Annotated in this window: 20 protein-coding genes and 1 riboswitch; of the genes, 15 read left to right on the top strand and 5 right to left on the bottom strand. The window is 36.2% G+C overall.

Annotation, left to right across the window (positions count from 1 at the left end; translation table 11 throughout):
• Positions 1–7: 7 nt before the first annotated feature.
• The gene (kynA, locus tag AC3RV6_RS14450; protein WP_489746697.1) at positions 8–862 is read right to left on the bottom strand and encodes a tryptophan 2,3-dioxygenase; all 855 of its coding nucleotides are present in this window, start codon (positions 860–862) and stop codon (positions 8–10) included.
• 173 nt (positions 863–1035) lie between these two features.
• Complete coding sequence (gene kynU, locus AC3RV6_RS14445; RefSeq protein ID WP_489746696.1) at positions 1036–2319, bottom strand: kynureninase; 1284 nt, start codon at positions 2317–2319, stop codon at positions 1036–1038.
• Between the two features lie 539 nt (positions 2320–2858).
• Here kynU and AC3RV6_RS14440 point away from each other — a divergent pair.
• Positions 2859–3473, top strand: coding sequence for a TetR/AcrR family transcriptional regulator (locus AC3RV6_RS14440; protein WP_489746695.1), 615 nt, complete (start codon positions 2859–2861; stop codon positions 3471–3473).
• Between the two features lie 448 nt (positions 3474–3921).
• Here AC3RV6_RS14440 and AC3RV6_RS14435 read toward each other — a convergent pair whose 3' ends face one another.
• The gene (locus AC3RV6_RS14435) at positions 3922–5112 is read right to left on the bottom strand and encodes an MFS transporter (RefSeq protein WP_489746694.1); all 1191 of its coding nucleotides are present in this window, start codon (positions 5110–5112) and stop codon (positions 3922–3924) included.
• A 52-nt stretch (positions 5113–5164) separates the two neighbouring features.
• Positions 5165–5264, bottom strand: a riboswitch (purine riboswitch).
• A 155-nt stretch (positions 5265–5419) separates the two neighbouring features.
• On the opposite strand from AC3RV6_RS14435, the gene AC3RV6_RS14430 reads away from it, so the two are divergent.
• Entirely contained in the window at positions 5420–6259 is an 840-nt protein-coding gene (locus tag AC3RV6_RS14430) for an aldo/keto reductase (protein WP_489746693.1), read from the top strand.
• A gap of 147 nt (positions 6260–6406) precedes the next feature.
• Here the strand turns inward: AC3RV6_RS14430 and AC3RV6_RS14425 are convergent, their stop codons facing one another.
• Positions 6407–7516: an NAD/NADP octopine/nopaline dehydrogenase family protein gene (locus tag AC3RV6_RS14425; protein ID WP_489746692.1), complete on the bottom strand. Its 1110-nt coding sequence runs from the start codon at positions 7514–7516 to the stop codon at positions 6407–6409.
• A gap of 20 nt (positions 7517–7536) precedes the next feature.
• A complete protein-coding gene (locus AC3RV6_RS14420) occupies positions 7537–9012 on the bottom strand; it encodes a YfcC family protein (RefSeq protein ID WP_489746691.1) in 1476 nt (491 codons plus the stop codon).
• 235 nt (positions 9013–9247) lie between these two features.
• Here AC3RV6_RS14420 and AC3RV6_RS14415 point away from each other — a divergent pair, with 235 nt between their 5' ends.
• From AC3RV6_RS14415 to AC3RV6_RS14355, 13 genes are all read left to right on the top strand, one after another.
• On the top strand, positions 9248–9907 hold the full coding sequence (locus tag AC3RV6_RS14415) for a response regulator transcription factor (protein ID WP_489746690.1): 660 nt from the start codon (positions 9248–9250) through the stop codon (positions 9905–9907).
• Positions 9904–11238 (top strand): sensor histidine kinase, encoded by a 1335-nt coding sequence (locus tag AC3RV6_RS14410; protein ID WP_489746689.1) that lies wholly within the window; start codon positions 9904–9906, stop codon positions 11236–11238. The genes AC3RV6_RS14415 and AC3RV6_RS14410 overlap by 4 nt, the downstream gene beginning before the upstream one ends.
• Before the next feature lie 517 nt (positions 11239–11755).
• On the top strand, positions 11756–11986 hold the full coding sequence (locus tag AC3RV6_RS14405; RefSeq protein WP_489746688.1) for a hypothetical protein: 231 nt from the start codon (positions 11756–11758) through the stop codon (positions 11984–11986).
• A gap of 12 nt (positions 11987–11998) precedes the next feature.
• A complete protein-coding gene (locus AC3RV6_RS14400) occupies positions 11999–12916 on the top strand; it encodes a M20/M25/M40 family metallo-hydrolase (protein WP_489746687.1) in 918 nt (305 codons plus the stop codon).
• A gap of 37 nt (positions 12917–12953) precedes the next feature.
• Positions 12954–14180, top strand: a complete 1227-nt coding sequence (gene dpaL, locus AC3RV6_RS14395; protein ID WP_489746686.1) for a diaminopropionate ammonia-lyase — start codon at positions 12954–12956, stop codon at positions 14178–14180.
• A gap of 91 nt (positions 14181–14271) precedes the next feature.
• Positions 14272–15771, top strand: a complete 1500-nt coding sequence (locus AC3RV6_RS14390) for a sodium-dependent transporter (RefSeq protein WP_489746685.1) — start codon at positions 14272–14274, stop codon at positions 15769–15771.
• Positions 15772–15940: 169 nt separating this feature from the next.
• A complete protein-coding gene (locus AC3RV6_RS14385) occupies positions 15941–17098 on the top strand; it encodes a M24 family metallopeptidase (protein WP_489746684.1) in 1158 nt (385 codons plus the stop codon).
• Positions 17099–17194: 96 nt separating this feature from the next.
• Positions 17195–18412: a diaminopropionate ammonia-lyase gene (locus tag AC3RV6_RS14380; protein ID WP_489746683.1), complete on the top strand. Its 1218-nt coding sequence runs from the start codon at positions 17195–17197 to the stop codon at positions 18410–18412.
• Positions 18413–18690: 278 nt separating this feature from the next.
• Positions 18691–19356, top strand: coding sequence for a GntR family transcriptional regulator (locus AC3RV6_RS14375; RefSeq protein WP_489746682.1), 666 nt, complete (start codon positions 18691–18693; stop codon positions 19354–19356).
• 281 nt (positions 19357–19637) lie between these two features.
• Positions 19638–19763: a hypothetical protein gene (locus AC3RV6_RS14370; RefSeq protein WP_489746681.1), complete on the top strand. Its 126-nt coding sequence runs from the start codon at positions 19638–19640 to the stop codon at positions 19761–19763.
• Between the two features lie 188 nt (positions 19764–19951).
• Positions 19952–21295 (top strand): sigma-54 interaction domain-containing protein, encoded by a 1344-nt coding sequence (locus tag AC3RV6_RS14365; RefSeq protein WP_489746680.1) that lies wholly within the window; start codon positions 19952–19954, stop codon positions 21293–21295.
• 366 nt (positions 21296–21661) lie between these two features.
• Positions 21662–22990, top strand: coding sequence for a GntP family permease (locus AC3RV6_RS14360; protein ID WP_489746679.1), 1329 nt, complete (start codon positions 21662–21664; stop codon positions 22988–22990).
• Between the two features lie 48 nt (positions 22991–23038).
• Positions 23039–23806 (top strand): 3-hydroxybutyrate dehydrogenase, encoded by a 768-nt coding sequence (locus tag AC3RV6_RS14355; protein WP_489746678.1) that lies wholly within the window; start codon positions 23039–23041, stop codon positions 23804–23806.
• Positions 23807–23927: the final 121 nt, after the last annotated feature.

Here is a 23927-nt window from a genome sequence, read left to right as displayed (position 1 = left end):
TGGACTCTTATAATTTCGTACGTAAATCCCATAGCTCAGGGAAGAATCGGTGATCCAGTACTTGCTTCAAATAATTCACGCCTGAAGAACCGCCAGTCCCTACTTTGAAGCCAATAATCCGTTCCACTGTTTTCATATGACGGAATCGCCATTGTTGTAGCCAATCTTCCACATCTACTAATTTTTCAGCCAGCTGATACAATTCCCAATACTTATCCACATCTCGGTAGACTTCCTCCCATGCAGCAGCAACGGTTGGATCACCAGCATATGTCTGCGAAAAATCACGTGTCAGTAATTCCGGATTAATCGAAAATCCTGCTCGAGCAAGCGACTTGATTGCAACGTCATAAATACTCGGCGCATGGAAGGCTTTTACAAGTACTTCATGTACAGCAGGATCTTTTTCATAAATTTTAAGGATATGAGGCGTTTTATAACCTAAAGCAAATTCAATCTGTCTATATTGAAACGATTGGAAACCAGATGCTTTTCCTAAATCATCGCGGAATTCCAAATATTCGGCTGGTGTCATCGTGGACAACACATCCCATGCCTGAATAATTTGTGACTGAATCTTCGTCACACGCGCCAATTTTTTAAAAGCAGACTGCATTTGGCCAGCTTCAATCGCCTCGATAGCAGCGGTCATCTCATGTAACGTTAGCTTCATCCAAAGCTCACTTACTTGGTGAATAATGATGAAAAGCATTTCATCGTGGTGACCCGAAAGTCTATTCTGGCTAGATAAAACGGAATCCAAGTTTAAATATTCACCGTATGTCATATTATCCTTAAAATCTGTATGGATATTTTTTTCTTCTTCCAATTTCTTATGAAGATCTGCTATTGATTTTGACATGTTGTTTCCTCCTTTTGATATACATACTCAATTTCTTGTCTGTAAATCTAATTAACTTTTAAGGATGGAAGCGTTTTCTCGTTTTATAGAACGAATTTTTCCTACCATTGCTATTAAAATAATCCATGACTCGTATGAAACTTATTTGATTCGAATCATGGATCTGCTTTAGTTTATGCAACCACGTCGCGCTTATTTTCAAATTTTTTGTATTGCTCTTCTTTCATAATGTTTTTCAAGATTTGAACAGCTTCCCACACCTCTTCAAACGTGTTGTATAAAGCTACAGGAGCTAAACGAATACCGTTTGGTGTACGAAAATCAGGAATAACATTATTTTCTTTCAACGCCTTACAAATTCTAGCAGCTTCTGGATGCTCAAGGTAAATATGACCGCCTCTTGATACATCATCTCTTGGATTTGCAATCAAAAATCCATATTCGCTTAATTCAGCATCAACTAATGTCATCAGATAGTTTGTCAATTGTAATGACTGTGATCTAATATTTTCTATTCCTACCTCGTTGAAAAGATCTAATGACCCTAGAAGGGGAGCCAAGCTAAGCACGTGAGGTGTTCCCATTTGATAAGCACCCGAATCTGAAGCTGCTGTCAACGTATGTTCCATATCAAACTGTTTATCCTTTTTCGAGCTGAACCAGCCAGCTAATCCTGGAGCAGTTCCGAAATGCTCCTTATTGATATATAAACCACCAACAGAACCTGGTCCGCCGTTTAAGTGTTTGTACGTACACCAGAAAGCGAAATCCACATCCCAATCGCTAAGCGCATGAGGAATCGAACCAATCGAGTGACATAAATCGAAGCCAATCATAATTCCACGATCATGTGCTTCCTGCGTCAAGCGTTTCATATCCAATAGCTGTCCGCTACGGTATAACACACTTGGCAACACAATAAGCGCAATGTCATCGGACATTGCTGCAATAATATCATCTTCTTGTAGCGTCTTGCCGTCGCGGCTTTTTACTTGAACAAGATGCTCCTTTGGGTCATAGCCATGTAATTCCAGTTGGCTTTTCAAAGCATAAATATCCGTTGGGAAATTTAGTTCGTCTGCCAATATTTTAGTTTTTTTTCCTTCTGGTTTATAAAAAGTAGCTACTAGCTGATGCAAGTTTGTAGTAGTAGAGCCAGTCACAATTACTTCTTTCAGATCTGCGCCAATGAGCGGAGCACATGAATCGCCTAATTTTTCAGATAAATAAAACCAAGAATGATCACCAGTTGTCCAACCGTCAATTCCGTACTTCTTCCAAGAATCCAACAATTGAAGCAACGTTGATTCTGCCCGCTTAGATAGTAAACCAAGTGAATTGCCATCAAAATAAATAACGCCAGGCCGAATATAGAACTCCTCACGATATTGTTTCAATTCATTTTGTTGATCAAGTTCTTTTGAATATTCTCTTGTTAATTGTTCATTCACTAGCACTTTAGCCAACTCCTTCACTGCTTAGTTTTAAGTATACTAACACTATATCAGCACTTATTACTAACAGTCAATGACATTATGTCACCGAGAGAATTGCTAGAGCTTTTTTTAAAATAAAAACTATATAATTATGTAATTTATACAATAATCAATAGTATAATCTAAAAAAATAAGTTGATTATTACTTTTATAGAGGGTATTAACACTATTGATTAGCGTGAGTGTCAGTAGCAACAATACCGATAAAATGTTAGTGACTGAATGTCTATATAGTTTTTAAATCCACCCCAATGACAAACGGAAGGGAATTTGAAATCCTTCATTACATTTTGTATAATAGAATAAATAGAAAAATCGTGGAATTGAAGCTATTTTCGATTTCTAAAACACTTTTTGCATGATTTTGAGTCATACCTTAATTATACTTAAAAGCCTTTTGAAATAAGGGTTCATCTAACTTTTTTGGTTCTTTAAAATAGTTTTTTTATTGAATTATCCAGGTCCGAAAATTAAGTTAGACATTGAAAGGATGAATAAGAGTGAATAAGACGAACCACCTTTCTAAACGGCAGCTTCAAGCATTGCAAACAAGAGAAAATATATTGAACGCTGGCCGCATCATATTCTTAGAAAAAGGGTTCCAGAAAGCAACTATGACTCAAATTAATGAACTTGCAGAAACAGGCTACGGCACTGCCTATTTATATTTCCGCAGTAAAGATGAACTATTTACGGTATTGATGGAAAACGTTATGAGGAAAATGTATGTGGTGGCAGATCTACCTTTTCAACCTGAAACAAAACAAGAAGCCTATTCACAAATTATTGAACAAACCTATCTTTTTTTGAAATCAGCTTTAGAAGAAAAAGAACTGATGCAAGTAATTAAAGAGGCAATTGGGGTATCCAAAACTGTCCGAGAAAAGTGGAGTAATATTCGTTTGCGCTTTATTGTTGGTATAATGAAAGATATCGAACACGTACAATTAAGTGGTTTGGCAAGAAAAAAGGTAGATGCAGCTCTCATCGCAAAAGGATGGTTCTATATGAATGAGCAACTTATGTGGGATCTAGTGCTTGACGAAATTTCGGACGACATTAAGGACATTGCAACAACGCTTACTGACTTGTATACCGGGGGACTTTATGAATGAAGAAAATGTGCGGTAAAGATAAATAAATCATTTTTAAAGATGACTTAAAAAGTTAAAATGAGCGCCAAGGATTCCTGTTATTTTGATGATTCATAAGTATACTCTGAAATGTATTGTTTCGTTCTTTTAATATGTTCTAAATGATTTAAAAGGTTAGTGTAAACGCCAATGCTTCTATTATTTAAGCAAAACTTATCAAATTCGGATACCATCGTATAACATGAGTCAAGCGCAATTTTTTATGAAAAATACTTTACGAAACTATAGCTTTTAGAGATAAATTTAACAATCATAGTACTCTTTGGTAGTATAGTATTCATACTATTTATTAGTGACTTCAACATGAAAAAAGACAACTCATTCTATTATGAAAGAGTTGTCTTTTTTACTTATTTTAATAAAGAAATATTTGTTACCAAACGATTAAATTATAAGCCCTTTTTTCACTTTATTGATTACTAAAAAGTAAATTATTTTTGCTCCCAGAATCTACTTTTTTAACAGCTATAGAAAGTGAAATAGCTGCACAAATAAAGGCGATTAATACAACCGCTCCACCAACTGGAGGCATATTCATCACGTTACCTGTTTGACTAAAGACTATTCCGCCGACACCAGAGCCTAGTGCAATGCCGACTTGCAAAGCAGAATTGTTAAAGCTTTGGTGAATATCCGATGAAACTGGATCACTTTGAATAATATATTCCTGTTGTGCAGGTGCAAGACTCCAGCTTAGTGCGCCCCATATCATCATGCCAATCAAGAAAATTGGAAGTGAGAAAGTGGTGAAGGGAAGAATAAACAAACTTACCGCGAAGGCTCCTAAAATAAATAAAATACTTTTTTTAGGGCCAATGCGCGTAGCAAGTCCGCCCCCGAAAGCCCCTCCGCTAACTGCAGCTAATCCAAATAAGAAGTAACAAATACTAATCCAGTAAGGGCTAAGCTGCATCGTCGTCTCCAGAAAAGGAGTGAAATAAGCATAAACTGTATAGTGTCCTGCCAACATGAATGTCGTCGCTAAATGAGCAAAGAAAATCTTTTTATTGGTCAAGGCTTTTAATTGTGCAGAGATAGAAAGCACTTCTCCGGTTGGAATTTTTCCTAGAAACTTTGCGATTAACACAATGGAACCAATAGTTAAGATCCCAATTCCTAAAAAGACTGAGCGCCAGCCAAATGCGTTGGTGACGATAATTCCAAGGGGAACACCGAGTACAAGTGATGAACTAAGTCCCATATAAATATAACCTAAAGCTTTCGCTCGATGAGCCGGTTTTGCGATGCGAGCGGTAATTGTTAAGGAAAGAACGATTACCAAAGCTGCACTAGCAGCAGTTAAAACTCTCGCTGCCATCATTAGTGCGAAAGTTGAACTGAAATAAGTGAAGACTGTACCAATGAAGAATACAGATAAAGAAATCAAATATAACTTTTTACGCTCCATCTTTGCAGTCAATGTTAGCAAAACTGGTCCAGATACTGCATATACTAGTGCGAAAACCGTAATAAGTTGTCCGGCTGATGCAATTGAGACCTGTAAATCATCCGCAATCACTGGTAAAATACCTCCTACGACCAACTCTACCAATCCTACGGTAATGGTCGAAATGGCTAATAATAAGATACGAAAATCCAAAATATCTCCTCCTGAAAGGGTTCTAGACCCATTTTTGACATAGAAAAATCCCAATTACAAAAATTCCTTTTGTAATCAGGATTTAACGGTTCCTGGTAGAGACCCTCGAACCATATTATCGAGGTTATACATGATGATTCCTATAATGAAATTTTCTATTACTAAATTTATCATGAATTCTGTAGATTAGCAATAGGTGAGTTTAAAAATTTAATTCGTAGAAGGATAGGGAAACGATAGTAATATTAAATAATAATGGTATCTATAAAAAAACTCTGTTTGATTAAGGGATAGGGGATATAAACTAATGGAAAATCTACAGTCTACAGCAACGTTGAGTAACGGTAAGAAAATGCCTTGGCTAGGTCTTGGTGTCTTTAAAGTTGAAGAGGGTCAAGAACTTGTAAACGCTGTGAAGACTTCAATTGTACAAGGGTACCGCAGCATTGATACAGCCGCTATTTATAAAAATGAAGTTGGTGTAGGACAGGGTATCCGTGAAGCAATTGAGGAAACCGGACTTTCGAGAGAAGAGTTATTTATCACATCAAAAGTGTGGAATTCTGAGTTGGGCTATGAAACGACTATTGCGGCTTATGAAGAGAGCTTAACAAAACTAGGTTTAGATAATTTGGATTTATATCTAATTCACTGGCCAGTTACTGGAAAGTATAAAGAAGCATGGCGCGCATTGGAAACACTGTATAAAGAAGGAAAAGTAAAGGCAATCGGCGTTAGTAACTTTCAAATTCATCATCTAGAAGATCTGTTGAAATATGCTGAAATCAAACCTATGGTGAACCAAGTGGAATACCACCCACGTCTAACACAAAAAGATGTACTAGCATTTTGCCAACAACACGATATCCAGTTAGAAGCATGGTCACCGCTCATGCAAGGCGAATTACTGAATAACGGAACGCTCCAAGAAGTTGCGGATAAGTACGCTAAGTCTGTGGCGCAAATTATTCTGCGATGGGATTTACAAAATGGAGTCATCACAATTCCCAAATCAACAAAAGAACATCGGATTGCTGAAAATGCGGATATTTTTGATTTTGAATTATCAGCAGAAGATATGAATAAAATCGATACTATGAATGAAAATAAAAGAGTAGGTCCAGATCCGGATAACTTTGATTTTTAATTAAATTCAGTTAGATGTCACATATTTTTTTAAGGGAGCTTTTCAAGCAAGCTCGAAAAAATCTGAACGAAATTACGCCGAGGCGTAATTGATAATAATCGATGTTAAAAAGCTATCCAATTGGATAGCTTTTTCAATACCTACTTCTTATTTTAAAAAAGCAATAATCTCTTCTTTTGACACATCATCAAACCCCATCTTTTCTAGTGTGCGTCCTGTTTCGAAATAGTTGGTGTCATTATAAGCAGAAGCAATGTGGATGCATGATTCGACGATAGGTACTTTAATTCCAGCAGCTTTGGCAAGTTCGAAGCATGGGACAAGAAGATATGGAACGTCTTCTGTGATATAGCGGTTTTTTGAATTATTTGGTGCGCTATTTATTTTACCATGCGTTTTAGAATCGCGGTTGAAGTCATAGACAGAGTCGTAATTCGATCCGTACAATGCATTCATTGCTTCTAGCTCAGTTTGTAATGAAAGACCGAATGCTTCTCCGACAGCAAGACGCTCCTTATCCATTTTTGCAGCAGCATTGGCAGTTGCAGGACTACAACAGTCTCGGTAATAATTGAAGTCACCTTCAAAGTTTTCAAGGAGGCCCATATTTAGTGTCGTAAGCAGTGGATGACCACCGAAATTGATATTCTCCAATCCTGCAACGAGTGGATTTGCAAGGAACTTCACGGGAACAGGTAATGTTTCCTCAATTAATTGTTTCACTTTTTCTGTTGCGTTCTTTTCTGGGAAAATACTAACTGACAAGAATTCCTTTATTCCCATAATTGTCAGGACACCAGGCTCAACAATTCGAGTTGCCCATGGAATACTAATTGCATCTACGAAAGTAATATTGATATCTTTCTGTTCTGATTCATTTTTCATTTTATTCAATACTAAACCGCCGTAGTTTCCCGGCATTACAAGTATTATTTGTCCATCACGCAGATGAGGAATCATTTGTTCAAAGAAAATCTCTTGAGCAAATGATGGACAAATCATGATAATGACTTCAGCAAAGTCCATTGCTTCTTTTATATTTGTTGTCGCTTTCTCGATTTTTTGAAATCCTGGGAACATCATTTCCGCTCCGTGATCTTCAGCCAATGCTTTAATCCCATCTAGCTCATTTACAGCTTTTATTTGAGTGTCGAATTTAGGTGAATCAAATAAGCAGATGTTATGACCTATTTTAGATAAATGATAGGATGCTGTTAAACCGCCGTTTCCTGCTCCAATTATTGTAATATTATTCATAAAAATCCCTCCAGATTTAATTAAATTAATACTGCTAAAGTTAATACGACGATTGTGATTAAAATAATTCCGATAACAAATGGAATGATATGCTTCAGCCAACGTTCATATGGAATGTTGGTTAGTGTAAGTGCACCGACAAGTACAGCTTGGGTAGGTGAAAAGAAGTTCATCGTTTCAGAACCTGCTTGCATTGCTGTCACGATATACTCTCTGCCTACACCTGCAAAATCAGCAAGTGGCGCAAGAATTGGAATTGTTGCGGTTGCGAGACCTGATGATGATGGAATTAAAAAAGCTAATGGTATATATAGGATATAAGCCAGTGGTGCGATAACTGTACTGCTCACCCCAGCCAATAAATGTTCACCCCAGTTCAATATCGTACCGATAATGAGTCCATCTGCCATAATTACTGAAATCCCTTTTGCTACAGCAAGAATCAAAGCAACACTTAAGAGATCCTTCGCACCGTTAATAAATAAGCGAACCATATCGTTTTCTTTATAGGAATAAATCTTAGCGATAATAATAGAGCCGATAAAGAACATGACAGTTAGTTCGCCGAAACCCCAGTCGCCAAGAGGTTTTAAATTCCCAACAAGTACACCGAGGAATGGTGTATTCTGTATGGCATCATGAATTGTATTAAAAAAGGTAATCCCGAACTTATCTTTCCATGGGATTAGGGCAAGGATCATCAATAGAAACATACTGCCGAAAACAGCTAATACAGCTTTTCTTTTTCCAGTAAGTACTGGTATATCATTTGCGTCAATTTTACTAAATGGTGCTTCAACTTTATGTTTTATATCAAATACAATCGATTTTTCGGGATGAAGTTTTACTTTTGCAGCATAGCGCATGACGAAAATAATTCCGAAAGTTAGGAACAAGCCGAACAGTATTAACCGGTGGAAAATTCCTTCTCCAATAGAAATGCCAGCTAAATTGGACGCAATTCCAACAGAAAATGGATTTGTGATCCCTGCGGCAACGCCAACGCCGGCACCAAGGAAAATTACCATAACCGCAGTAACAACATCATAACCAGCCATTAATAGAATTGGTACGATAATTGGGTAAAAGGCAATCGTTTCTTCCGCCATTCCATACGTTGATCCTCCTATTGCGCATATTGTCATTAAAATTGGAATCATCAATTTTTCTCGTCCTTTTAACGAGAAGATTACTTTGGAAAGACCGGCATCAATTGCTTTTGTTTCAAACACAATCCCAAGACAACCACCTAGGACGAGTACGAATATGATAATTTCAGTCGCGTTAAAGAATCCATTTATTGGTGCGGAGAAAATATCCCACAGACCTTGAGGATTATTTTCGACTTGCTCATAAGTGCCAACAATTGGTGTTCCATTTTCGTTAAAGTCATACTCACCCGCAGGTATAATAAATGTCAAAAATGCAATGAAAAATGTAATAAACAACAATGTTGTAAAGGCAGTAGGTAACTGAAACTTCTTCTTCTCTTTCATGAGAACCCCCCCTAAAAATTAGTTTTGTATGCGTTTTCTTACAACCGACATAAGCGGTAGTTCCAAATCCAAGTTCATATTCTATGATAAAGGGGTATTATGATCATGAGGTCACCAGGAAATATTCGATTGTCATGGAATTGTGTTTAATTATGTCAAGTATGCATAAACCGCAATAACTACTTTTAAGAATTGTATACTTACTTTAAGAACTATCCGAAAAGGAGAAGTTTACATGAAAAGAATTTGTCTTGTGGAAGATGAAATAGATTTGCTTCAAATACTTTCTATTTATTTACGAAATAACAATTGGAAAGTCTTGTCTTGCAATAACTTAAAAGAGGCAATGACAAAACTGGATATGGACGTAGATTGCTGGGTAGTAGACATCATGTTGCCAGATGGAAGTGGATTTGAGTTGTTAAAAGAGGTAAAGCGGTTAAACCCGCAAATTCCCGTAATTTTAATTTCAGCCCGGGGGGAAAGCATTGATAGGGTCATTGGTTTTGAAATCGGGTGTGATGATTATATTGCAAAACCATTTTTACCTGCGGAACTCGTATTCCGTGTTAAAAAACTACTGAGTAACACTGAAAGTAAAAGTGAGAAAACCGTTATTCGATTTAGCACCTATACAATGGATACGGAAAAAAGGGTCGTTAGGGAGAACGGGGATGAGTTGATTTTAACGAGCAGAGAGTTTGATATAATTCATTTTTTTATTAAGCATAATGCTGCTGCCATTCCTAGGGATCAATTGCTACAGCAAATCTGGGGAATGGATTACTTTGGCAGTGAACGAGTCGTGGATAATTATATCAAAAGAATACGAAGTAAATTGCCGGCGTTTCAGATTGAGACGATATATGGTTTTGGGTATAGGTGTAATTTATGAAAAGGACGCAGACTTGGCTTTTTTCCAAAATATCGATTTTAATTTCTGTCTTTATAACGCTAATCATCTTAGTAACTGTAGGTATTGTTTATTTCTGGTCTTATTATTATTTTGGAAAAATCTTCGAAGATCGAATTATAGATGAGTATACTTATGAAAAAAATGCAGAGCGCGGCGTATATAATGAGTGGATTCTCGGCGTCACTGCCCATAGTATCGATGTCGTGGAGGCCATTCATGGTGAAGAAACAGCGGAGCATATTCTGAATCAAGCAATTCTACAAAATCAAGCAAGCAGGTTGTATAGGGAAGAGGTAGAAGGGAAATATTTACTTTATCAAATTGAGTTGGATTACGAAAATGGTGAGAAAGTATATAAGTATTCCATAGTGAAAGATATTTACAAAGAAATTCTTCCTAAAATGCTTGCTTGGCTTCTGGCATTTACAATCATCATTTTCTTACTCTCTATTTTGTTGACGCGATCAATTACGAATAAACTTTATGCGGATATTCGGAAATTAAAGTTATACATCAAACAAACGGGAAATCATAATTGGAATACTGAACTTATGTTGCAAACCGAAGATAAAGATATAGAGGAGTTGGCAACCTCATTTACGCAAATGAAAAGCAATTTGCAGGAAAAAGAAGTGGCACAACAGTCCATGCTTCAATATATTTCTCATGAACTGAAAACACCGATTATGATTATTAACAGCTATGCTGAGTCTGCCAAAGATCAAATCTATCCTAAGGGTAGTATTGAAGCAACTTTAGAGACGATTACAAATCAAGCCGCACGCATTGAACGTAAAGTTGAAGATTTATTGTTTATCGCGAAGGCCAATGCAGAAAATGTGGAGAATAGCGATGGAGAAATAATGCTTGTCCACGTGGATGAACTTGTGGAAGATGTCGTCGAACATATGAAAGTGAAAGATACTAGTAAATTACTACATGTGAAAATGGCTAAACAATTATCGGTTATTGGATACAAGTATAAATTAGAGATTTTATTGGAAAACATGATAGATAATCAATACAAATATGCTAACCAATATATAGAAATAAATGGCGTAAAGGAAGATGGAAAGATTGTCCTCTATTTTTATAATGATGGCAAACAAATTGACCCTAAAACAAAAGCTAAATTATTCACGCCCTTTACAAAAGGCGAGGATGGTGAACATGGTCTGGGATTATCAATTGCAAAACGAATAACGGAATTGCATCAAGGCGATATCATTTTGATGGATAAACCAAGCGGTGTATTGTTTAAGGTGATAATTGGGAACTGTATTGAAGGCACTGAAAAGTTGGGTAATTGAATCAACCTACATGCATTTATCGTGATATAAGGTAATTAAATTATAAAATAGTTCTATCAGGAGATAATGCTGATGTGATTCCTAGAAGTTAGATTGAAACTCTAACTTTTTGGGTGCACATCATGCCCTGATAGAACTATTTTTGTATTATGGGCGAATTGATGGTTTTTTTAATTTGTAATGATGAAAACCCGTTCTTGATTACAGCTAAATTTTTAAGGAAATGGAGTCTGACTAATTTAAAATATAAATTTTTATTGACTAGTATTTGATATGTGATATATTACTTACTAACAACTAAATAAATTGATTTTGCAGAAATAACTATGTGGTTAATATTTAGTTAATAGATATCGCGTGATTTTGGCTTGTAAGACAAGAGTGAATAAGTGTTTGTCTCAAAGATGCGATGCCTTTAGACTAACTATCATCAAAGTTTCGGAACAATTTAGATTAGATGAAATTCATATATTGTATCCGTTCAGTCATTATGAAATTGTAAAGGAGTTGGGATACCGTGGCAGCGCTTACAAATGAGAGTGTTTTAGATTTACTACGTAATTTAATTAAAATTCCATCCGTGAATCCTAGTCTTGCACCAGAAGAAGGCCATAACGAAGTCAAAATAGCTGAATTCGCGGTTCAATGGTTGTGTGAACATAATGTCCATGCAGAAATAGAGTATGTAAAACCTGGTCGGCCTAATGTATATGCAGAAGTTGGTGATGGAGATGGTCCCACCTTATGATTATGTGCACACTTGGATACTGTAGGAACTGAAGGTATGGAGATTGATCCGTTTGAACCTAATGTCGATGGGAATCGCGTTTATGGTCGGGGAAGTTGCGATATGAAAGCCGGAATCGCAGCAATCATGAGTACTGTTGCTTCGCTTGCTGCAGGAGGAACGATAAAAGGAAAAGTGATTTTGGCATTAGTTTGTGATGAGGAATATGGAAGTATTGGGGCAGATCATTTTGTACTAAATCATAAAGCGGATGCTTGTATTCTTACAGAGCCTAGCGATTTGAAAATGGTTGTCGCTCATAGAGGGTTTATATGGGGGAACATTACAACGATAGGGCGTGGTGCGCATGGGTCTAGATGGGATATAGGAGAAAGTGCAATAACGAAAATGGGTCCGGTACTTGTTGGTTTGGATCAGTTAGATAGAAATGTTCTAAGAGAAAGAAAAGATAAACTTGTTGGGCCTGCTTCTATGCACGTAAGCCTTGTTAATGGGGGGCTTGGAATTTCGACTTATACACCAGAATGTCAGATTCACATTGAAAGAAGAACACTCCCTGCTGAAGATATCGATGCTGTAAAAGCTGAAATCGAAAGTGTCGTACAACTAGCTGCTAAAGGTTCAAAAGTTGATTGGTATTTTCAAAGAGAGCCTTTGATATGTGATCAAAATGAGCCAATCATTCGGCATGTCACGAATGCATATAAAAATTTGCTAGGTGCTGAACCTGAAAAAATAGGCTGGGGCGTTTGGACAGATGCCGCTATTTTCAATCAAGCAGGCATCCCAACAGTGAATATAGGTGCATCTGGTTTTGGTCTTCATGAGTCTGTAGAATGGGTGGATTTTGACTCTGTAATGATGAATACAAAAATACTCATAGAATCTGCCAAGTCATTTTTAGAAGACCATAAAATTAATGCAAGATAAAGTTAATATCTTACAAATAATGAGGAGGAATAGAGCATTGGAAAATTCAAAATACAAAACGGTTGAATGGCAATTTAATAGGATGAAAGGAAATTCTTCAGTAAATGAACTTTTAGAGGGTTTTACACGTGAAGAAGTTGACAAAGTATATCAATTTCAACGTAGCTATAGTGATTATAACGAAACGCCATTAGTGAGATTGACTAAACTATCTGAGTACTTAAGTGTTAAAGAGATATTTGTGAAAGATGAGTCGTATAGATTTGGCTTAAATGCATTTAAAGTACTTGGGGGCATTTATTCCGTAGCCAAATATATTTCTGAGAAGATTGGTAGAGATATTGATACACTTTCTTTTGACGAATTAAAAACACCTGAAATAAAAGCAATTACAGGGGAAATTACTTTTATCTCAACTACTGATGGTAATCATGGACGAGGACTGGCTTGGGCTGCTAGGGAGTTAGGACATAAAGCGATAATTTACATGCCGAAAGGATCCACACAGAGAAGATTAGAAGCGATACGTAATGAAGGCGCTGAGGCAGAACTTACAAACTTTAATTACGACGAAACTGTTCGCTATACTGCTAAGTTGGCAGAAGAAAATGGATGGGTATTAGTGCAAGATACAGCGTGGGAGGGATATGAAACAATCCCATATTGGATTATGCAAGGCTACGCTTCATTGCTAAAAGAAGCAGTGGAACAAATGGGTGTGCATACGACTGAACCACCAACACATGTAATTTTACAAGCTGGGGTAGGTTCTTATGCAGCAGCAATGGTCGCTTTTTTAGTAGAACAATATAAAGAGAAATGTCCGAAAATCATTATCGCAGAGCCACATTTAGCAAACTGTTACTATCAATCATTTAAGGAGTCGGATGACGAGATACATGCCGTTGGTGGTGCAATGAATACAATTATGGCTGGTTTATCCTGCGGTGAACCAAGTCCAACTGCGTGGAAAATATTAAAACAGTATGCTGATATCACATTTTCATGTGATGATAATATAGCTGCTTTAGGAATGAGAGTACTAGGAAATCCACTAAAAGGAGATACGGCTGTCATATCAGGGGAGTCCGGGGCCGTTACAACGGGATTACTTTACTACTTAGCAACAAATGCAGACATGGTTGAAATAAAAAAACAGCTCGGTATTGATGAAAATTCTAACGTTTTATTGATAAATACTGAAGGTGATACAGATGAAGAGCATTACCGAAATGTCGTCTGGAACGGTATATATCCTATCTGAGAAAATTGAATGAATACGCTTAGGGTAAACAAAGTGAACTGTGGAATAGAACTACAAACATTAAATGAATAAAAATCTAGGGGGCTTACATTTGAAAAAGACAGCTGCAGGTTATTCTTCACAGTTAGGATTAGTTATTACACTCATTGCAGGTTCAGTAGGGCTCGGTAATATATGGAGGTTCCCACGTATTGCTGCACAAAATGGTGGGGGTACGTTTATTGTTGCTTGGGCAATTATGATGATTCTAGTATGTTTACCAATTATGCTAGGAGAGCACTCAATGGGACGGGCAACTCGGCATGGAATGCCTGGTGCATTTAAGGATTTTATCGGCAAGAAATATACGTGGATGGGAACATTGGTTGTCATCTTAATGTTCGCTTTGAATGCTTACTATACGGTATTGACAGGTTGGGTAGTCTACTATTTGGGTTTATCAGTAACCAAAGGATACGAAAATGTTGATAAAGCTATACTTTTCGATTCAGTTTCTAGTGGTAATTATATTACAGTTTTAATTTACATTGGGCTAATATCCTTGGCATGTTACATAGCATATAAAGGTATAAAAGGAATTGAAAAAGTATCGAAAATATTTTTACCGATACTCTTTATAAGTCTATTAGTTGTTGCTATCTACGCAATTATGTTACCTGGCTCTTCAGAGGGATTAAACTATTTATTCTCTTTTGATCCAGCATTGTTATTAGGTTCTAAAATTTGGCTCGAGGCTTTAACACAGGCAGTATGGTCTGCTGGAGCAGGGTGGGGGTTAGTAATTACACTAGCAGTTTTTACAAAGGCAAAATCAGATGTGTCCTTAACGACGAGTCTGCAAGTTGCTGGCGATGGAATGGTAGCACTTCTTGCTGGGATGGCTGTTTTACCTGCAATATTTGCTATTGCACCAAATGTCGAAGCAGCAAAAGAAATGTATACTACAGATAATTTTGGACTAACATTTATTTCATTAACAAGTCTGTTTGAGCAAATGCCAGGTGGTTACTTTATAGGAATTCTGTTTTTCTTAAGTCTTGCATTAGCAGCTTTCTCTTCTGTAATTGCATCCGTTATGATTGTATTACTTCCTATGGCGGATTCAGGAATATCTAAGAAGAAAGCGATTACATGGACGTACCTAATTCTTCTTGTTTGGGGAATCCCGTCAGCATGGAACCCGGAGTTTTTAGCAAATCAAGATTGGGTAGTTGGTCAAATGATGGTATTCGGAGCATTTTTATCTTGTTTCGCATTGTATAAATTTGGTGTTTCTAGGGTGCGAAAAGAATTTATTAATAACCCATATTCAGGGATGCCGATTGGTAAGTGGTGGGAGTATTCAATTAAGTTTTTTGCTCCTATAATAATAATTATTATGTTCGTTTGGTGGTCAATTCAATCGATAGGTTGGGATGATCAATGGTGGAATCCTTTTGCAGCACTTAGTTTGGGTACTTTAATCGTACAAGGTGGTCTAATGATTCTAATAAGTATTATCTTTAATAACAGAGTTTCGGATTCTATAAAGGATAAACACTTTACTGGAAGTGGGTTTCCTGAAATTCCTAAAAACGATTATTCCGAGTAATACACCAATCCGTTTGACTGGAGGAGTTTTGATGACGATTAACGCAATTGTAATGATGATTATAATTTTGGGCGGTTTTTTTGGAGGCTTTGCTATAATGCTTGCACGTCTTTTGAGTAATGCAAAGAGCCAAGAGATAGATTAATAAAGTTTGAAGGGTGAGAATAAAATGACATATATTAACTTTGTAGAAGAAGATATTGCAGAAAGAGTAATTTCGTGTCAAAGAAAACTCGAAGAACAAGGCTTTAATGGCCTTGTTCTGTCAGCTGAAAGTAATTTAACATACTATAGTAATTTTCATACACATGCACCATGGGCGACATTTACGAGGTCAACATTTCTATTTATTCCTCTTAAAGGTAAACCAGTGCTATATGTTCATGACTTTCAAATACCTAATGCCAAGCAGATTACGAAGGCATGTGAAGTTAAAGGGTTTGAAAGCTTAACGGGACCGACAGCGATACAGCTAAGAAATATTATGGACGAGTTGGGAATGGGAAGCGGTTCGGTTGGTTTGGAAATGGGTTATGAGCAGTTAATCGGTTTCCAACTAAATTTATATGAAGAGTTAAAAGCACAACTTCCAATGGTTAAATTTAAAGATGCATCTGACTTAATTTGGAGTCAAAGGTTGATTAAATCGTCTAAAGAGATTGCTTGTATTAGAAAAGCTTGCGATGCAACGAGTTATGCTCACGATAAAGTTTTTGCCAATATTAAAGAAGGAATGTCAGAGTTAGCTATTTCTAGAATGGTTCAAATGTACATGCTAGAGGGCGGCGCCGATTCTCCTGGATTTGTGATACTTGCCTCGGGAGAAGGGAACTATGATCGTATTAGTAAAACGGCTACTGATCGTATTTTAGTTGATGGCGATTATATCTTTTTAGATATCGGAGCAAAATATAATGGATACTGGTCGGATTTTTGTCGGACAGGTGTTATTGGGGTAGTAAGTGAGGAAAGGAAAACATATCAACAGAAAATACATGAAGTGACAATGCGTGCATCAGAAAACATACGTCCGGGTGTTCCAGTAGCAGATGTGGCAAGAGCTTGTTTTAAAGAGATGGAACGGGTAGGCATTAATGCTAATTTTGATTGCGGTAGATTAGGACACGGAATGGGCCTAATGAGTACGGAGCCACCATCTGTTACCATCTATGATGATACGATTTTACAAGAAGGAATGATTATTAATTTGGAGCCTGGCTTAATAAATGATTTGGGCGTATTCAATCTTGAGGAAAACTTTGTAATTACAAAAGACGGTTCTGAAATTCTTTCCGGTGGAAGCAGAGAACTTCATTCAATTCTATGAAATAATTAACCTTTTAAAAAGTAAGGATAAAATACAAACAATTCATACGTGGATTGTTTGTATTTTCAAATATAATAGAGTAAGGGGATATTAATAATGAACAAAATTGAATTTAATGGTTGCAAAATGATAGATGGAATACCTGGTGAATTTGAAAAAAATGATTTCTTAACAGTAGAAAAAGCAAAACAGGTAAGTAGATTTTTCGGTACAATTGAAGACTACAAACCAACTCCCTTAGTTTCATTAGATTCGCTTGCAAAAAAACTTGAAGTGAAAAAGATCTATGTAAAAGATGAATCTAAACGTATGGGACTCAATTCATTTAAAATGATAGGAGGTTTGTACGGTATTTCATTGTTAATTTGTGAGAAATTAGAAGTAGATATTAATGACATAGATTTCGATTATTTATTGTCGAAAGATGTTCATGAAAAAATAAAAGATATGGTCTTTATATCAGCTACTGATGGTAACCATGGAAAAGGTATTGCTTGGATGGCAAATAAACTAGGATGTAAATGTGTCATCTATATGCCTATGAACACAGTTTCTTCACGTGTGAAGACCATTGAATCGCTTGGCGGAACAGTGCATGTAACTGATTCAAATTATGATGATACATTGAGAAAAGTGGAAGTCGTAGCAGAAGAAAATAATTGGTATCATGTGCAAGATCAAGCTTGGGGGAATTATACTAAAATACCAAACTGGATTTCGCAAGGGTATATGTTAATTGCACATGAAGCAAAAGAACAGATGCTTGATGACAATACTAATGCGCCAACTCATATTATGATACAAGCGGGAGCAGGTACATTTGCTTTTGGAATAGTGAGTTATTTTGCAGATGCATACATGGATCAGAAACCCCATACGACTATTTTAGAGCCAGAAAATGCAGCATGTTATTTTAAATCAATACAACAAGGCAGTTATACTAAAGTTAATGGGAACTTAGAAACAATCATGGCGGGACTATCAGTGGGAGAGGCGAATACAGAGGCATGGGAAACACTAAATAAAATTACAAATGCTTATGTTACCTTACCTGATTATGTTTCGGCAAGAGGGATGCGTGTTCTTTCAAGTCCTTTAGGAGATGACGAAAGGATTATATCAGGTGAATCTGGATCATCAATTGGTGTTGGATTGATTTCAATGTTAGTCAGTAATGAAGGAAAATCAATGAGAGATGCATTGCAAATTAACAAAGATTCAATTATTCTTCTATTTAATACTGAAGGTAATACGGACCCTGAAGGCTATGAAAAGATTATTTGGGATGGATATTGCTCTACTTCAAATAATTAAAAGTAGTCTTAGGAAATTGAATCTAACGTAAGGTACACACGATGGGATATACTAAATATAGGTTGGAAAAATATAAGGTGAAATGAACTAAAACGAAATCTCAACTAATGACGATTATAATAAAATTAAGTTATTAAAACATGGGGTAGGATAGCTTTATTAGTAAGCGAGACTTACCCAGTGGATATTCCATGTCAAGTTGTGTTAGTTTAAGCAAAATAATGTTTATCTGCTTTATCTTCATACATTTAAAGAGATGAATAGGAGGATTGGATTGAATGGCTATTGGTAATACCGTGAAAATAAAACGAACATTTATGAGAGATGAGGCCTATGACATTCTACAGAATTGGATTATTATTGGGAAACTGGAGCCAGGGTCACTACTTAAAGATCAAGAGCTTTCCGAATTACTGGGGATTAGTCGTACACCTATTCGAGAAGCGCTTTTACGATTAGAACTAGATGGTCTAGTAGTTACAAAGGCAAATAGCTCTACTTCAGTTACACCTGTTTATTTCAAAGAAGCTGAAAATATATATCCGATTGTTGAAACACTAGAATGTCTCGCTATTGAGCAAGGTTTTCCTAATATTTCAAAAGAAGTTATTCAAGAAATTGAAGAACTCAATGATAGCTTTATAAACAAGCTTAAGGAAGGCGATAAGGTGGCTGCTTTCCAACTTGATAACTATTTTCATGGGAAAATAGTAAATATGTCTAATAACATTGAGCTTAATAATTTACTTACAAATTTGAAGATAAAAGTACAGCGTATGGAGATTCATTATTTTGGTCTAGCTGGAAATGGTGAAAAATCTATTGATGAGCATAATGAAATTATTGAAGCTTTAAAAAATAAAGATAAGTTAAAGTTAATAAAAGCAATCCAAGAAAACTGGAGAAACAGCCTAAGTAGAATAATGGAGCGTAATATTAACTAAACTTCATAGTTTTAATTAGGTTATTAGATCATGCAATAAATATTACGGTATGCGATCTAACGTCGTCATTCGGGTTTTATGATTTGTTAACCTCTTTAGTACCGAATCATTTAGGGGAAAATGAAGAAAATCGATACTACGAATGAAGACAAACGAGTGGGCCCTGTTCCTGATAACTTTGATTTTCAATCATTACAAATTAAAATCCGCCAGTATCGATTTACCGTGAAAAATATAATGGCGAAGTTAAAGCCAATGATTATATCAAATGGGTACAGCATATGGAGTATCATAAAGTTTTAGAAAATATAAGTCTGGATATGTCATTTAATTTATTTGAAGAACAGATGCGCAGAAAAAATATGGGTAAGCTTGTGGATTATTTTGGATTTGATGAAATAAAATAATGTGTATGAGTGCCTATGTAGAATTGAATTTATAATTCAATTCTACATAGGCACTTTATTCGTTATAAACTAAAAACTTGCAGTTATGCAAAAATAAACCTAATGTAAATGAGAAGATATATCTTAATTAATCAATTAATATGATCATAACTATATTTAAGAAGCTTTGTTTAGAGAGGATAATAGATATGGAAACGACACCTAAAAAGTTACCAGAGTATGTTTTGGCGCAAATACTTGAAAATGCTTTCCAATGGTTTGTTGTTGTGGATAGTGATTCCAAGATTATATATATCAATGAAGATTATTGTAAGTTTTTAAAAGTGATTAGGGAAGAAGCTATAGGAATGCCTGTGAACGAGGTCATAGAAAATACGCGTATGCATGAAGTAGTTCAATCGGGCGAAGTACATATAGCTTCACCTCATTTTATTAAGGGGACTTATATGCTCGCAAATAGAGTTCCGTTAAAAGTAGACGGTAAAATTGTTGGTGCTTTTGGTAGCGTCATTTTCAGAGACCTTCATGATTGGCATCATTTAAGCTCACATGTTAAACAAACATTAAAGAAAATTCATATTGGCTCTGTTGATAACATCGATTCATCTAATCCGCTAAGTGATATCAAAGGTTCATCTAATGCAATACGATCTATTAAAGAAACAATACAAATGATTGCACCAAGTAATCTTCCTGTATTAATAGAAGGTGAAAGTGGAACGGGAAAAGGGTTATTCGCTCAAAGTATCCATCAGTTGTCTGATCGTTCGGAAAAGCCGTTAATAATGGTGAATTGTGCAGCTATTCCATCAGATTTATTAGAAGTAGAATTGTTTGGAATCGGTGGGACGTTATCGTTAACGAATAAAAAAGGTAGAATTCATTTAGCAGATGAAGGGACTTTATTTTTAGATGATATTGGTAGTTTGCCCTTACCGGTACAAGTGAAGTTATTGCGTGTGTTAAATGATGGTGAAATTGAATCACAGGATACGCATCAAATTCAAAAAATTAATATACGGGTAATCGCAACATCAAATCAACCTCTAACAGAATTAATTGAGTTAGGTCAATTTCGAACAGACTTATATTACCGGATACAAGCCATCACTTTACAAGTTCCTCCCCTACGTGAGCGAATGGAAGATTTTCCTGAAATCACTCGTTATATGTTTGATAAAGTCGTAGAAAAGGCAGGGAGAAGAGGACTTGCTTTTGCGCAAGAAACGTTAGACATATTACAGACGTACCACTGGCCAGGAAATATCCGTGAATTACAAAACGTTATTCAAGCATCTGTTTATTTAACAACTGGGAACACGATTTTACAAAATGCTTTACCGCCACATGTTAAAAAGAGACATGCCTTTTCCAAGAGCGGCTCTAGAACACTTGCGGAATTAATGTCAGAAGTAGAGAAAGATATTATTATCGAAACGGTTCAACAATATCCCAATAAACGGGAAGCTGCAAAGATTTTAGGATTAAGTAAGAGTACATTTTACGAAAAAATAAAAAAATATGAGTTATGACCTATTTTCCGATTTTTAGGAATGTTGTCCGTAATATCGGAACCTTTGACAATCTAGAAATGTAGGTTTATTAGAATAAACTAAAAGTTTTCCGATTTTTCGGACAAGTATTGACAAAGAAGCTTGTAAATCCCATTGTAAGTGGGTTTGCAAGTTTTTTTGTTTTCTGTTTTAATTATTGAAAGCGCTTCAATTACTATTTTGAAAGTTAGATTGGATAGGAGGAAACAATATGTAAAGGGTTGTTTTGTAATGGAATACGAAAATCACTGAACTTTTCAAACGTAGAATAAGACTTTATGAATCTTAGAAATTGATCAAGGTTAATAGGGATAAAATTAGAAAGATTTTAAAGGGGGAATTTTAATGGGTGTATTAGGTATGATTGGACTTATTGGGGGCTTGGCATTACTAATTACTTTAACGATGAAAGGTGTAAATATTTTAATTGCAGGACCAATATCGGCATTATTTGTAGCATTATTAAGTGGTATGGCATTGTTTCCACAACTAGCTGCGGAAGGTGAAGTGAATTTCGTTACGAGTTATATGACGGGCTTTACCGGCTTTATTATGTCATGGTATTTAATGTTCCTACTAGGGGCTGTCTTCGGAAAAGTAATGGAAGATAGTGGAGCAGCAGATGCGGTAGCAAAATGGTTTGTAGATAAGTTAGGTATGAAATATGCCGTTCTTGCCATTGTTATGGCCTGTGCAATTCTCACATACGGTGGAGTAAGTCTATTCGTAGTAGCATTCTCTGTGTATCCTATGGCGATTTCATTATTCAAACAAGCGAACTTGCCTAGAAGATTTATACCGGCAACACTTGCACTTGGTTCTGTTACATTTACAATGACTTCTGCCGGTTCTCCAGAAATTCAAAACTGGATTCCAATGGAGTTTTTAAATACAACGCCTTATGCAGGGTGGGAAGTAAGTATTATTGTTGCTATATTCATGGCGCTATTTGGTTATTGGTGGTTGAAACGTATGATTACGAAAGCAGTTAACAAAGGTGAAAAATTTGTTGACAGAAAGACGGATCCGACTTTCGATACAACACGTGCATTACCAAATCCGTTCTTATCAATGATTCCATTAGTAATTGTACTTGCAATTTCATTCTTTTTCCATGATGCTTTAGCTCAATCTGCATTGATTCTAGCACTTTTAGGTGGAATCATAGCTACTTATTTTGTTGGCAGAAAGTATTCGGAGAACTACGGAGCAGCTGTTTCAGCAGGTACTCTGGGGGCAATGGTCGCTATTGGAAATACTGCAGCTGTTGTTGGATTTGGTGGCGTGGCGAAATCTGTTCCTGCATTCCAAAATGCGGTTGAGGTGATGACGAATATTCCTGGGTCACCGCTAATCGGTGCTGCTATAGCAGTATCAGTGATTGCAGGTATGACTGGATCAGCTTCAGGTGGTCAAGCAATTGCGTTGCCGCTACTTGCACCTCATTACTTGGATATGGGCGTAAATGCAGAAGCAATGCACCGTGTTGTAGCAATTTCATCTGGTGCACTTGATTCACTTCCACATAACGGATATGTAGTAACAACAATTCAGTCTATCGCAGGAGAAACACATAAGGCGGCATATGGTGCAGTGGGAGCCGTTACTGTAATTGTGCCAGCAATTGGGGTCGTTATAGCGATTATCTTATTCTCGTTTGGATTTGGAATTTGATAAGATTTAATATTTTTATTAATATGTTGGACTTTGGGAGGAATTACATTGGTAAAAGATAAAGTTTTATTAATTACAGGAGCGGCCTCAGGTATAGGCTTTGAAATATCTAAGGACTTTTATTCGGCAGGAGCAATAATTGTCCTTACAGATATAGATGAAGAAAAAGTAAAAGAAGCAGCGGCAGCTATAGGTGAAAATGTAGTTGGGATTAAATGTGATGTTACAAGTGAACTGGAAATTCAAAATGCCATTGATGAAACGATATCACGTTTTGGCCGAATTGATATATTAGTTAATAATGCCGGTATGCAGCATGTTTCGAAACTAGAGGATTTTTCAACTGAACGGTTTGAATTAATGGTGAAAATCATGCTAACAGCACCATTTATAGCGACAAAATTAGTATTGCCACATATGAAAAAACAACAATTTGGTAGAATATTCAATATGGCATCAATTAATGGGCTTGTTGGATTTGCGGGGAAAGCTGCTTATAATTCTTCTAAACATGGTTTAATTGGATTGACAAAAGTAGCAGCTTTAGAAACAGCAACTGATGGAATTACAGTCAATGCCATTTGTCCAGGATATGCGGATACGGCTTTAGTTCGGAATCAGATGGAAGACTTAGCACGTGAAAGAAATGTTCCATTAGAATCAGTAATGGAAGAAGTTATTTATCCATTAGTTCCACAAAAACGTTTAATCGATTTAAAGGAAATATCTGATCTAGTGTTATATTTATCAAGTGATAGTGCTAGGGGCATAACTGGTCAGGCAGTTGTATTAGATGGTGGTTATACAGTTCAATAAAAGGCAATACCTATGTAACATTGAATGGTAAATTCAATGTTGCATAGGTATTTTTTTATTCTTAATATTGACTTAAACGTATTAAAAAACATCTGTTGCCAAGCAATAATAAATTGCTTAG

The sequence above is a fragment of the Sporosarcina sp. So3-204 genome (assembly GCF_058068165.1).
This window is presented reverse-complemented; position numbering and strand designations above follow the sequence as displayed.